Here is a 12,546-nt window from a genome sequence, read left to right on the forward strand (position 1 = left end):
TATCTTTATCCATGTTGAGGTGACTTAAACAAAGGGCGCTCGTCTTAAGTCGCAACATCCGGCAATGTTCAGGCTCGACTCGGGAAGATTCCGGTCAGGCCGCCCCTGCATTACCCAAGCAACATCCGCCTGCCAGCATGACGAGCGTCCCTTGAGCATTTCTGCCCAATGGTGCCTACTATTTGATACGTGCTCGGTTGCGCGAGATTGGTGTTGCTCTCTCGGTGCTCATTCAGGCACAGGGTGGCGTAGATGTTCCTTCGCCGGAAAAACATCGGTAAGGTAGGGGTCAGAATTAAAGACCCGCGAGGAGTAGTGATGAGCGAGGCGTTGTCCATCCACCATGACCAGGCTGGTCATCAGTTCGAGACCACTGTGGACGGTTATCGTGCCTACCTGACCTATATGGATCTGGGAAAACAGACCCTGGATATTTATCGTACCTTTGTGCCCAACGCACTGCGTGGTCGCGGCATCGCGGCGGCGTTGACCGAGCAGGCACTGCAATACGCCGAGGAAATGGGCTACACAGTCATTCCATCGTGTTCCTATGTGGAGCGCTACATGGAGCGTCACGCGCGGCATGCCGCCAAGCTGTGAACAAAGCGAACACATAAAAAAACGCCAGGTTCAAACCTGGCGTTTTTTTTTTGCGTGAAACGGTGATCAGCTGCGATCGCGTTTAGGCAACACATCCTTGAGCTTGGCGTGCATGCTGCGCAAGGTGTTTTCGGTGGCGGTCCAGTCGATGCAGGCATCGGTGATCGACACGCCGTATTGCAGGTCGGCGAGGTCTTTCGGGATCGCCTGGCAGCCCCAGTTCAGGTGACTCTCGACCATCAGGCCGATGATCGACTGGTTGCCTTCGAGGATCTGGTTGGCGACGTTCTCCATCACCAGCGGTTGCAGGGCCGGATCCTTGTTGGAGTTGGCGTGGCTGCAATCGACCATGATGTTCGGCTTGATCTTCGCCTTGTTCAGCGCTTGCTCGCAGAGCGCGACGCTGACCGAATCGTAGTTCGGTTTGCCATTACCGCCGCGCAACACCACGTGGCCGTAGGCGTTGCCCTTGGTGGTGACGATCGACACGCCACCTTCCTGGTTGATGCCCAGGAAGCGGTGCGGGCTGGAGACCGATTGCAAGGCGTTGATGGCCACTGTGAGGCCGCCATCGGTGCCGTTCTTGAAGCCGACAGCCGAGGACAGGCCGGAAGCCATTTCACGGTGAGTCTGGGATTCGGTGGTGCGTGCACCGATCGCCGACCAGCTGATCAGGTCCTGCAAGTATTGCGGGGAGATCGGGTCGAGGGCTTCGGTTGCGGTCGGCAGGCCCATTTCGGCCAGGTCCAGCAGCAACTGACGACCAATGTGCAGGCCATCCTGAATCTTGAACGAGTCGTCCAGGTACGGGTCGTTGATCAGGCCTTTCCAGCCGACGGTGGTGCGTGGTTTCTCGAAATACACACGCATGACCAGATACAAGGTATCGGACACTTCTGCCGCGAGTGCTTTCAGACGCTCGGCGTATTCGTGGGCAGCCTTGATGTCATGGATCGAGCACGGCCCGATCACGACGAACAGGCGGTGGTCGGTGCCATCAAGAATGTTGCGAATGACTTCGCGGCCCTTGGTGACGGTGCGCAGGGCAGCGTCGCTCAGAGGGATATCACGCTTGAGCTGATCGGGAGTGATCAGGGTCTCGTTGGAGGCGACGTTAAGGTCGTTGATCGGTAAATCAGCCATCGTTTACTCGTCAGGTCACGGGTGCCGGCCGCCAGCGAACCCGCGCGGCGGAGCACAGCAAATTAAGCGCGTCGGGGAGCCGAACCTTAGCGCGTTACACCGTGGCTCGACAATGGGCAGACACCGGTTTAATCCAGCATTACCTATGCAAATGCCTTGCGAACCGTGTCGTGGGAGAACTCGTTGGCGTGCAGCTGGACCCATTCGAGGGCCAGGGTCTGGTTGTTCACCTGTTCGCTTTGGAGTTCGTGCTGACGGCAGTAACGTTCGATCTGGCAAACCTGCTCACCCATTCGCGCGCTGAACAGGGTCTGTTCGTCGACAAAAGCGATGCCCACCAGGTAGCTGCGTTTTCGTCGCAGGCACCACGCCACATAGCCCAGGTAACAGATTGTGGTGCTCAGGGTCGGCATGCGCACTTGAAGTGCGGTGCCCCTTCGCCATCCGCGGTGGTAATTGCAAGCCACGCCGCCGAGGCTGATAGTGTGCAGCTGTTGCCGCGAAATGCACTCATGTTTGAGCAACGTCAATTCGACGGGTACATCGTCAGGATGAGGAAGATAACGTCCCATGAACACGGACTCCCTGTGTCGGCCATCTGACATCGTTTCTCCCAGTATAGTGGTCGAATCGGAACTGACCGATTTCGACGCCGACCAACGGCTGTTGGCGATGAACGGCATTTCCCTGGTGATCTTTACCAGCGTCGGCTGCGCGAGTTGCCGTTTTGCCCGTGAGCAATTGCCCACGTTCGATCTGGCGGTCGATCGACTGTGCTGGATCGATGCCGGGAACAATGGTGGCGTGGTCGAGCGTTATCGGGTCTTTCATTTACCGGCGCTGTTTGTAGTGCGCGACGGTGAATTCTTTGGGGCACTACAGTCGCGTTTGACCCGCACAGCGCTCAACGAAGCCGTGGGGCAGGCGTTGAGTCGACAAGCAGAGGAGTTGCCATGACAGATACAGGGACCAAACCGACAATCGGCATTATCGGAACCGGCGCGATCGGTGGTTTCTACGGGTTGATGCTCGCGCGTGCCGGCTTCGATGTGCATTTCCTGTTGCGCAGTGAGTTTTCAGCGGTGGCCGAACGCGGCTTGCATCTTGATCATGCGTCGTTGGGGCCGCTGGTCCTGAACCCGGTTCAGGCTTATTCGTCGGCTGCCGACATGCCGCCGTGCGACTGGTTGCTGGTGGGCGCCAAAACCACCAGTAACGCGGACCTGGCCCCCGCCATTATTCAAGCCGCGGCGCCTGATGCCAAAGTGCTGTTGCTGCAAAATGGCCTGGACGTTGAAGACAGTCTGCGCGAGTTGCTCCCCGACTCGCTGCACCTGCTGGGCGGGCTCTGTCTGATTTGCGTCCATCGCGCAGGCCCAGGGGTCATTACCCATCAGGCGCTCGGTGCGGTGAACGTCGGCTATCACAGCGGCCCCGCCGCCGATGAACAGGCACGCATGAACATCGTCGAAGAGGGCGCCAGGTTGTTTCGCGCCGCCGGCATCGACGCCCAAGCCATGCCGAACCTGCATCAGGCGCGCTGGCAGAAACTGGTCTGGAATATCCCCTACAACGGCCTCTCGGTTCTGCTTGGGGCCAGCACCACGCCATTGATGACGGATGCCGACAGCCGCGCGCTGATTCAGGCCTTGATGACCGAAGTGGTTCAGGGGGCCAAGGCCTGTGGTCACGACATGCCGCCGGGTTATGCCGATTATCTGTTCATGATGACCGAGAAAATGCCCGACTATTGGCCGAGCATGTACCACGACTTCCTGCACAAGCGACCGCTGGAACTGGATGCCATCTACACTCGGCCACTGGCAGCGGCGAAAGCGGCGGGATGTGAGTTGCCGCGAATAGAAGCCTTGTATCGCAGCTTGAGTTTTATCGACCGACGTAATCACTGAGTCGGTCAAAAGGAGAGGGAAGGGCATGGCCAATGGCATAGACGACAAACTGGTGTTGGCGATTTCTTCGCGAGCACTGTTCGACTTGAGCGAGAGCCACAAGGTTTATCTGTCGAGCGGCGTCGAGGCCTATCGGCAATACCAGATCGAACACGAAGACGAAATTCTCGAGCCCGGCGATGCGTTCCCGTTAGTCGAAAAACTCCTGAACCTGAACGCCAGTCTCGGCCGTGCCCGGGTCGAGGTAATCCTGGTGTCGCGCAACAGCGCCGACACCGGCCTGCGGGTTTTCAATTCGATTCATCATTATGGCCTGGCGATTTCGCGTGCGGCATTTGTCGGCGGGCGCAGTCCTTATCCGTACCTCAAGGCCTTTGGCTGCGACCTGTTTCTTTCGACCCATTCCGACGATGTGCGCAGTGCGCTGGATGCCGGTTTCGCAGCAGCGACTATTCTGTCGGGCGGTGCCAGTCGCGCCGCCAGCGATGAATTGCGCATAGCGTTCGACGGTGACGCGGTGCTGTTTTCCGATGAGTCGGAGCGGGTCTATCAATCGGGAGGCCTTGCAGCGTTTCAGGCCAGCGAGCGTGAGGCCGCCCGCGAGCCTTTGCGCGGTGGGCCGTTCAAAGGCTTCCTCGCGGCGCTCAACCTTTTGCAGCGCGAGTTCCCCGACGATGCCTGTCCGATCCGCACCGCACTGGTGACTGCACGCTCGGCGCCGGCCCATGAACGGGTGATCCGCACCTTGCGCGAATGGGACATCCGTCTGGACGAGTCGCTGTTCCTAGGCGGTTTGACCAAATCAGCCTTTCTCGAAGCCTTTGCCGCCGACGTATTTTTCGATGACCAGGCCGGCCATTGCGAGCTGGCCCGCGAAGTGGTCGCCACCGGTCACGTGCCGCATGGCATCAGTAACGAGCCGTCGATTTAAAGCGCTGCGGTTCAATGCGTTGAGCCGAACGCCGCACTCGCCACGGCACTGCTAAGCTGAATCAATCTCCGCCATGTTGGCATTCAAGGAGGTCCCAATGATTCATTCGATGCTGTATGCCACCGACCTCGGTCTGTACGCACCTTTTGTGATGCAGCATGCGTTGGCACTGGCTCGAACATTCAATGCCGACTTGTATGTGGTGCACGCGGTTGAGCCGATGGGGTTGTTCGCCGAATCGGTGCTTCAGAGTTACCTCGATGAGCAGGCCTTGAACGAGTTTCACAGTCAGGGCCTCAATACGGTGATTGCCAATATCGAGCAGCGGGTGCTCGACAGCTTTCGCGAAGAGCTGGGGGATGAGGGGGAGCAGGACCTGGAACGGATTCGGGCAGTGCGGGTGCTGCAGGGCGATCCGTCGCAGGTGATTCTCGACCAGGCGCAGAAACTCTCCGTCGATTTGCTGATCGTAGGAAGTCACAGTCATGGCGCTGGCGCGGAAACGCCATTGGGCCGAACCGCCGCGCGCGTGTTGCAACTGTCCAGAGTGCCGGTCTATTTGGTGCCGCTGATGGAACGTCGCCGCAAAGGGGATCGCTAGGACACGAATAATGGCGTTTTGATAAAAAAGTTCTAGATTTATTAATCAAACCATTAATATAGTTATATATCGTCGCTGATGCCCGTGGCGTCTACCTGCTTTGAGGGATTCATATGAAGCTTCAACAATTGCGCTACATCTGGGAAGTGGCGCACCACGACCTCAACGTTTCAGCTACAGCCCAAAGCCTCTACACCTCGCAACCGGGCATCAGCAAACAGATCCGTCTGCTGGAAGACGAATTGGGGGTCGAGGTTTTCGCCCGCAGCGGCAAGCACTTGACCCGGGTTACCCCGGCTGGCGAGCGCATCATCACCACCGCCGGCGAAATCCTGCGCAAAGTTGAAAGCATCAAGCAGATCGCCCAGGAATTCTCCAACGAGAAAAAAGGCACCCTGTCGATCGCCACGACGCACACCCAGGCGCGTTATGCGTTGCCACCGGTGATCAGCAATTTCATCAAGCAATACCCGGACGTTGCCCTGCACATGCACCAGGGTTCGCCGATGCAGATCGCCGAGATGGCCGCTGACGGCACCGTCGATTTCGCCATCGCCACCGAAGCGCTGGAGTTGTTCGGCGACCTGGTGATGATGCCGTGCTACCGCTGGAACCGCTGCGTGGTCGTGCCTCAAGGCCACCCGCTGACCAAGCTGTCGAAGCTGACTCTCGAAGCGTTGGCCGAATACCCGATCGTGACGTACGTGTTCGGTTTTACCGGCCGTTCGAAACTCGACGAAGCCTTCAGCCATCGCGGCCTGACACCCAAAGTGGTGTTCACCGCCGCCGACGCCGACGTGATCAAGACTTATGTTCGTCTGGGCCTGGGCGTGGGCATCGTGGCGAAAATGGCGGTCGACACCAAGCTTGATAGCGATCTGGTGGTGCTCGATGCCAGCGAGTTGTTCGAATCCAGCATTACCAAAATCGGTTTCCGTCGCGGCACCTTCCTGCGTGGCTTCATGTGCGACTTCATCGAAAAATTCGCGCCGCACCTGACCCGCGAAGTCATGGCCAAGGCCATTCAGTGCCACAACAAACAGGAACTGGAAGAGCTGTTCGACGGCGTTGAACTGCCGGTGCATTAATCGCTAGATCACCTCGGTGACAGAAAACTGTTGCCGAGCGCCCGCCACCAGAATCTCCACTTCATCCCCTTCGAACTTGCCCAGCAGGCTTTTGCCCAGCGGCGAGCGAGGGGTGATGACGGTAATCAATTGCCCCACCAGATCGATCTTCAGCCCGGCCCCGTCGGGAGCCAGGAACAGCCATTGTTCGCGACCCTTTTCGTCTTCCAGGCCCAGCAGGGCACCGACTTCGATGCCGCGCTGATCATCATAAGGCCGTAAAGTCAGGTTCTGGCAAAGGGTCAATGACTGCCTGATTTCTTCTACTCGTCTGGCCTGTCCGGCCGCCAGGTAAGACGCCTCCAGCCCCAGCGTGTCGTACTTGTTTTCGGCTATGTTTTCTTCGTGGGTCGCGGTTTCGTAAGCGGTTTGCGCGGCACGTTCGGCGATGTCGAGATCGATCCGCAGCTTGTCGATAATCAGTTGGTGGACGGTCGGCTTGTGCATGGAGAGCTTCTTGATCAGTCGCAGAATTGCAGGACGTTGGCGCGGCTTTTTTCGCTCGGCGCCGTTTGATTCTGCTGCAGCCAGAACTGGCATTTTGGATTGGACAGGTTGTGTTTGCTGCTTCGGGCCTGTTCCACCATTTGCTGCTGTTCATTCCTGCGCAGGTGATCCTCGTACTGTTCGAACATTGGGTTCTGCGAGGCGGGTTGCTCAGCCACCGGTGGCTTGGCCAATTGCTCCACCGCCTGGGCCAAGGGCGCCAATTGCTCGTTGAACAACAAGCGCCAGGCGAGCCAGCAAGTCAGCGCGATCGCGATGAATCCCAGCCACAAACCGAGGGCAATACTGCCGGTCAGTTGCAGCGCATTAAACTGGATCGGCAAGGGACGGCGCGGGTTGGGACGGTAGGGCATGACTGCCTCCTGGCGGGTGGTCGCGGGCGAGTGGCGATTGTCGCATGAAGATTAATCGTCGTCGGCTCTTCTGCACGGGGTAATTTATGCGGACAATCGGCGCCTTTGCCAACGGGAGCCTGGAATGCCTGAAATGCCTCAAGTGAAAAACCGCTGGCGCTGGGATATTTTTTGCACCGTGGTCGACAACTTCGGCGACATCGGTGTGACCTGGCGCCTGGCCCGACAACTGGTGGCCGAACATTCAATGGCGGTGCGCTTGTGGGTCGACGATCTGCGGGCCTTCGAGCGTTTGTGTCCGGACATCGACATCAACGCTGCGCAGCAATGGCAGCAGGGCGTTGAGGTGCGACAGTGGTCGGCCGACTGGCAGCCCACCGAAGCCGCCGATGTCGTCATCGCCGCGTTCGCCTGCCAGTTGCCGAGTGCCTATATGGAGGCCATGGCCGCACGGAAAAAACCGCCGCTGTGGATGAACCTCGATTACTTGAGTGCCGAAGACTGGGTCGTCGGCTGCCATGGCTTGCCGTCGGTGAAGTACAAGAGCGTGCAAAAGTTCTTTTTCTTCCCGGGCTTTCGCAAGGGCACCGGCGGCTTGTTGCGTGAGAGCGGATTGCTGGAGCGGCGTCGGCAGTTTCAGCAAAGTCCGCAAGCTCAGCGAGAATTCCTGCAAGGCTTGGGAATTGATCGCGCGCTGAATGCCCAACTGATCTCGCTGTTTGCCTACGAAAATACCGGGCTGGCCAGTTGGCTCGACGCAATGGCTGACGATTCGACGCCCACTCATCTGCTGGTGCCCGAAGGGCGGATTCTCGGCGACGTCGAACGTTGGCTTAAGGTGGATGGGCTGACGGCCGGGGCGGTGCATGTGCGCGGCGCCTTGACCGTGCAAGTGCTGCCGTTCGTCCGACAGGATCAATATGACCTGCTGCTGTGGAGCTGCGATTTCAACGCCGTGCGCGGTGAAGACTCCTTTGTCCGCGCCCAATGGGCAGGTCGGCCGCTGCTCTGGCACATCTATCGACAGGACGAAGATATCCATCTGGACAAGCTCGACGCCTTCCTGGCCCTATACACCCAAGGCCTGTCCGGGCCTGCCCGCGAGGCGATCAGCGGTCTATGGCGGGCGTGGAATGCAGGTGAGACAATGACCGATCACTGGAAATCAACCCGCAAACACTGGCCTGAACTGGAAAAACATGCCGAGACATGGTGTCTGGAACAAGCCTTGCAGGCAGATCTTGCCGCAGCGCTGGTACAGTTTTACCTAAATTGGATATGATACGCGGCCTAGATTTTTGTAAATCCCATCCAAATTCGGATATTCGCAATGAAAACTGGTAAAGAACTGAAACCCGGGATGGTGATCCGTCTCGAAAATGATCCTTGGCTGGTTCAGAAAGCTGAATTCACCAAGTCGGGTCGTAACAGCGCGATCATGAAGACCAAGCTGAAAAACCTGCTGACCGGTTACAAGACCGAGATCGTTTACAGCGCCGACGACAAACTGGACGACGTAATCCTCGACCGCAAAGAAGCGACCCTGTCCTTCATCAGCGGCGACTCCTACACGTTCATGGACACCACTGACTACACCATGTACGAGCTGAACGCTGAAGACATCGAAGCCGTTCTGCCTTTCGTTGAAGAAGGCATGACCGATGTTTGCGAAGCGATCTTCTTCGAAGAGCGTCTGGTTTCCGTAGAGCTGCCGACCACTATCGTGCGTCAGGTTGACTACACCGAAGGTTCCGCTCGCGGTGACACTTCCGGCAAGGTGATGAAGCCTGCCAAACTGAAGAACGGTACCGAGCTGTCGGTTGCTGACTTCATCGAAATCGGCGACATGATCGAGATCGATACCCGCGAAGGCGGTTCCTACAAAGGCCGTGCTAAATAAGCACAGCCTCAGGAATGAAAAAGCCCGACCATTGAGTCGGGCTTTTTTGTGACCGATGATCGAGATCTTTTTGCTTTATTTCAGGTGTTGCTTGAGCTCTTCAGAAGCCTGCAACATCGCCGAACGCACCGCGGGCACCTGGCTCACCACATTGAGCAAACCGTAGTCATGGATCATGCCGTTGTAGCGCACTGCCGTGACCGGCACACCCGCCTCGTCGAGTTTGCGGGCGTAGGCTTCACCTTCATCGCGCAGGACATCGGCGCTGGCCGTCTGCACCAGAGCGGGTGGCAAGCCCTTGAGTTGCGCGGTGGTTGCCCGCAGCGGTGAAGCGTAGATCTCGTTCCGTTGTTTGGCATCGGTGGTGTAGTTGTCCCAGAACCACTTCATCATGTTTTTGGTGAGGAAGTGCCCCTCGGCGAACTGGTTGTAAGACGCCGTTTCGAAGCTGGCGTCAGTCACCGGCCACAACAACACCTGATACCTGATCGCCGGCGTGCCTTTATCTTTGGCCATCAGCGCAACCACGGCTGCCATGTTGCCACCGACGCTGTTGCCGGCCACGGCCAGACGTTTGCCGTCGACGTTGATTTCTTTACCGTGCTCGGCCACCCACTTCGTCGCAGCGTAGGCCTGGTTGATCGCCACCGGGTAATGCGCCTCCGGCGACGGGGTGTAATTGACGAACACCGCCGCCGCGCCCGAACCCGTTACCAAATCCCGAACTAGCCGTTCGTGGGTCGGGAAATCCCCCAGCACCCAACCACCGCCGTGGAAGAACATGAACACCGGCAGCTCGCCTTTGACCCCGGCCGGCCGAACGATGGTCAGGCTGATCGGTTGGCCATCGACCTGGATGGTTTTCTCGCTGATATCGGCTTTGGGCAGCGTCAGTTTCACCCCGGCCTGCGCGCCCACCAACACCGCGCGGGCATCGGCAGGCGTGAGCTGTTCAATCGGTTTGCCGGTGCCGGCATTCAGTACATCGAGGAACGCTTGAGTGTTGTGTTCAACCCCATTGCCTGCGAATGCACTGTTGATGGACAGGGCGAGAAGAGTACCGGTCAAGACTTTGCTGAAAGTGTTCATATTCATTTCCTGTCAGGCCTTGGAGTCAGCGGTTAGACGGTAACGTGCAGGCGCACATCGACGTTGCCACGGGTGGCGTTGGAGTACGGGCAAACCTGGTGGGCAGCTTCGACCAGGCTTTGTGCGTCGGCTTGTTCAAGGCCCGGCAGGCTGATGTGCAAATCGATGTCCAAACCGAAACCGCCAGGAATCTGGCCGATGCCGACATGGGCGGTGATCGATGCGTCGTCCGGGATTTTGCGTTTGGTCTGGCTGGCGACGAATTTCAGCGCGCCGATGAAACAGGCGGAGTAGCCGGCTGCGAACAGTTGTTCAGGGTTGGTTGCCGCACCGCCAGCACCACCGAGTTCTTTCGGGGTAGCGAGTTTGACATCGAGGACGTTGTCGCTGGAGATCGCACGACCGTCACGGCCGCCAGTGGAGGTTGCGATTGCGGTGTAGAGAGTTTGCATGGTGTGAGCCTCGTTCGGGTTTTGATATTTTTGCGCTAAATGTTTGCGCGCTAAGCAAGTGCGAGGTGAATGTAGCTCGCAAGTATTTAGCGCGCAAGATAAATTTTTAAAAAATTTGACCCGAAGTGAACACTCGCCATTGGAAGTGTCGAGTTAGAGCCGTCGAGGTGGGATTTTCGCGGGGAATTTTTTTTTCGAGGACCGGTTGGCGAAGCGGATTTTTGAGAGCGCTACAAAACAAATGTGGGAGCGAGGCTGCTCGCGATAGCAGTGTGTCAGTCAGCATCAATGCTGAATGTCACATGGCTATCGCGAGCAGGCTCGCTCCCACAAGGGATTGGTGGTGTTTTGAGGTCAGAGGCTGTCTTGCAGATGACTCCGCAGCGCTTGAAGATCCGCTTGCAGCTTTTTCAGCTGTTCCAGCGTTTGTCCGCTGGCGCCGAGGATGCACTGGGGAATGCCCCGCGCCTTGTCTCGCAGTGCACGGCCTTGCTCGGTCAGTTCGACAATGACGACTCGCTCGTCTTCACGGCTGCGGGTGCGGCTCAGCAGGCCTTCGGCCTCCAGGCGCTTGAGCAGTGGGGTGAGGGAACCAGGATCGGTCAGCAGTCGGGTGCTGATTTCGCCGACCGTCAGCCCATCCTTTTCCCACAACACCATCATTGCCAGGTACTGCGGATAGGTCAGGCCCAGCGCTTGCAGCAGTGGCTTGTAAACCTTGGTCATCAGCAGCGAGGTGGAATGCAGGGCGAAGCAGACCTGATTGTCCAGCAGCAGGTCGTCGCAGTTATCCGGGTTGTTGCGCTCGGTGTTCATTTCAAAGCCTTGATCAGTGATCGTCATAAATCTAGCGGGCGAATCTTTAATGCGCCAGATAATTCTGGACTAGTGGCGGTCCAGGTTGGTTTGTAGCGCCAGATCCCACGGCGGTATGGGGCTGAAACGGGTCTTCAGGTATTCCAGCAACAAGCGGCTGCGCGAACTGGGTTGCTGCTCCAGGCGCAACGCATAAATGCCGGTGCTTTCCGGTTTTGGCAGGCCGTTTTCGCAGAACAGCGGCAGCAGTTCGCCGCGTAATAAATATTCGCTGGCCAGCCAGGTCGGCAAGTGCGCGATGCCCAACCCGGCCAGTGCACCGCAGACCAGCGCCTCGGCATTGTTGGCGCTCATGCGGATTCGCGCTGGCCGGTGCAAGTGCATCTGCCCATCCCGCTCGAAGCGCCAGGCGAACGGCGGAGCCAGGCCCTCCCAGTCGAGACCATCATGGTCGATCAACTGCGCAGGGTCGGTGGGCACGCCACGGCGTTGCAGATAATCGGGGCTGGCGCAGGCGATGCGCACCATGCTCGCCAGCGGCGTCGCCACCAGTCGGGTGTCGGCCATTTGCCCGGCCCGCAGTACCAGATCGACCTTGCCCAGATTCGAGCCCTGCATGTCGACAAAGCTGTCGATCAGGTGCAATTGCACGTCGAGGCCAGGATAAAGCGTCAGGAAATCGGCAATTACCGGCGCCAGGTGTCGTCGTCCGAACGCTGCGGGCGCATCCACCCGAATCAAGCCTTCCGGCGCACTGCTAAGAGACACCGCTTCCGCCCGGGCCAGGCGCAGTTCAGCGACGATCCGCCGCGCACGCTCAGCAAAAGCCAACCCGGCCGGGGTAGCGCGCACGGCATGGGTGCTGCGAATGAACAACTGGCTGCCAACGGCGTTTTCCAGGCTGTCGATGCGTCGCGCCACGGCCGAAGGCGTCAATGGATGGCGTCGGGACGCAGCGGAAAAACTGCCGCTTTCCAGCACATCGAGAAACAGGCCAAGTTGTTCGGTCAATTGATTGGGGTTCATGGTTTTGTTTGCGCTTGTGCGAAGTTGGCACAGCCATTGTGCGTTGCTGTGCGTTTCCCCGCCAGAGCCGACTGCGTAGGATGAACAGCCT

General features: G+C 58.4%; 16 protein-coding genes. 8 read left to right on the forward strand and 8 right to left on the reverse strand.

All coding sequences use genetic code 11. The features are described 5' to 3' along the window. Positions 1-318 precede the first annotated feature (318 nt). Positions 319-600, forward strand: a complete 282-nt coding sequence (locus tag AB7M26_RS13600) for a GNAT family N-acetyltransferase (protein ID WP_007899932.1) — start codon at positions 319-321, stop codon at positions 598-600. Between the two features lie 66 nt (positions 601-666). Here the strand turns inward: AB7M26_RS13600 and AB7M26_RS13605 are convergent, their stop codons facing one another. Beyond that, positions 667-1,743 carry a 3-deoxy-7-phosphoheptulonate synthase gene (locus AB7M26_RS13605; RefSeq protein WP_007899930.1) on the reverse strand — a complete coding sequence of 359 codons (1,077 nt, stop codon included), beginning with the start codon at positions 1,741-1,743 and terminating at the stop codon, positions 667-669. 143 nt (positions 1,744-1,886) lie between these two features. After that, positions 1,887-2,315 carry a PilZ domain-containing protein gene (locus AB7M26_RS13610; protein ID WP_192344076.1) on the reverse strand — a complete coding sequence of 143 codons (429 nt, stop codon included), beginning with the start codon at positions 2,313-2,315 and terminating at the stop codon, positions 1,887-1,889. On the opposite strand from AB7M26_RS13610, the gene AB7M26_RS13615 reads away from it, so the two are divergent. From AB7M26_RS13615 to cysB, 5 genes are all read left to right on the forward strand, one after another. Beyond that, entirely contained in the window at positions 2,314-2,700 is a 387-nt protein-coding gene (locus tag AB7M26_RS13615) for a thioredoxin family protein (protein ID WP_123501229.1), read from the forward strand. The two genes, AB7M26_RS13610 and AB7M26_RS13615, sit on opposite strands and share 2 nt — an antisense overlap. Continuing rightward, complete coding sequence (locus tag AB7M26_RS13620) at positions 2,697-3,653, forward strand: putative 2-dehydropantoate 2-reductase (protein WP_429378631.1); 957 nt, start codon at positions 2,697-2,699, stop codon at positions 3,651-3,653. The genes AB7M26_RS13615 and AB7M26_RS13620 overlap by 4 nt, the downstream gene beginning before the upstream one ends. A gap of 25 nt (positions 3,654-3,678) precedes the next feature. Further along, positions 3,679-4,584, forward strand: a complete 906-nt coding sequence (locus AB7M26_RS13625; protein ID WP_008075703.1) for a 5'-nucleotidase — start codon at positions 3,679-3,681, stop codon at positions 4,582-4,584. A 97-nt stretch (positions 4,585-4,681) separates the two neighbouring features. Then, the gene (locus AB7M26_RS13630) at positions 4,682-5,185 is read left to right on the forward strand and encodes a universal stress protein (protein ID WP_007899922.1); all 504 of its coding nucleotides are present in this window, start codon (positions 4,682-4,684) and stop codon (positions 5,183-5,185) included. Positions 5,186-5,298: 113 nt separating this feature from the next. Further along, on the forward strand, positions 5,299-6,273 hold the full coding sequence (gene cysB / locus AB7M26_RS13635) for an HTH-type transcriptional regulator CysB (protein WP_007899921.1): 975 nt from the start codon (positions 5,299-5,301) through the stop codon (positions 6,271-6,273). A 3-nt stretch (positions 6,274-6,276) separates the two neighbouring features. Here cysB and AB7M26_RS13640 read toward each other — a convergent pair whose 3' ends face one another. Both AB7M26_RS13640 and AB7M26_RS13645 read right to left on the reverse strand, forming a co-directional pair. Continuing rightward, positions 6,277-6,759 carry a GreA/GreB family elongation factor gene (locus AB7M26_RS13640; protein WP_429378634.1) on the reverse strand — a complete coding sequence of 161 codons (483 nt, stop codon included), beginning with the start codon at positions 6,757-6,759 and terminating at the stop codon, positions 6,277-6,279. A gap of 14 nt (positions 6,760-6,773) precedes the next feature. Beyond that, a complete protein-coding gene (locus AB7M26_RS13645; RefSeq protein WP_429378636.1) occupies positions 6,774-7,172 on the reverse strand; it encodes a hypothetical protein in 399 nt (132 codons plus the stop codon). A gap of 124 nt (positions 7,173-7,296) precedes the next feature. Between AB7M26_RS13645 and earP the strand changes: the two genes are divergently transcribed. Together earP and AB7M26_RS13655 are read left to right on the forward strand one after the other, a co-directional pair. Then, the gene (earP, locus tag AB7M26_RS13650; protein ID WP_429384760.1) at positions 7,297-8,454 is read left to right on the forward strand and encodes an elongation factor P maturation arginine rhamnosyltransferase EarP; all 1,158 of its coding nucleotides are present in this window, start codon (positions 7,297-7,299) and stop codon (positions 8,452-8,454) included. A gap of 48 nt (positions 8,455-8,502) precedes the next feature. Further along, positions 8,503-9,072, forward strand: coding sequence for an elongation factor P (locus tag AB7M26_RS13655; RefSeq protein ID WP_007899917.1), 570 nt, complete (start codon positions 8,503-8,505; stop codon positions 9,070-9,072). Positions 9,073-9,147: 75 nt separating this feature from the next. On the opposite strand, the gene AB7M26_RS13660 is transcribed toward AB7M26_RS13655, so the two are convergent. The 4 genes from AB7M26_RS13660 to AB7M26_RS13675 all read right to left on the reverse strand — a co-directional run bounded on the left by AB7M26_RS13660 (position 9,148) and on the right by AB7M26_RS13675 (position 12,455). Next, on the reverse strand, positions 9,148-10,161 hold the full coding sequence (locus AB7M26_RS13660) for an alpha/beta hydrolase (protein ID WP_429378641.1): 1,014 nt from the start codon (positions 10,159-10,161) through the stop codon (positions 9,148-9,150). A gap of 32 nt (positions 10,162-10,193) precedes the next feature. Continuing rightward, the gene (locus tag AB7M26_RS13665; RefSeq protein WP_008009416.1) at positions 10,194-10,613 is read right to left on the reverse strand and encodes an organic hydroperoxide resistance protein; all 420 of its coding nucleotides are present in this window, start codon (positions 10,611-10,613) and stop codon (positions 10,194-10,196) included. A gap of 354 nt (positions 10,614-10,967) precedes the next feature. Beyond that, the gene (locus tag AB7M26_RS13670) at positions 10,968-11,429 is read right to left on the reverse strand and encodes a MarR family winged helix-turn-helix transcriptional regulator (RefSeq protein WP_007899914.1); all 462 of its coding nucleotides are present in this window, start codon (positions 11,427-11,429) and stop codon (positions 10,968-10,970) included. Positions 11,430-11,498: 69 nt separating this feature from the next. Further along, entirely contained in the window at positions 11,499-12,455 is a 957-nt protein-coding gene (locus AB7M26_RS13675) for a LysR family transcriptional regulator (protein WP_429384765.1), read from the reverse strand. Positions 12,456-12,546 lie beyond the last annotated feature (91 nt).

The sequence above is a fragment of the Pseudomonas sp. F-14 TE3482 genome (assembly GCF_053629455.1).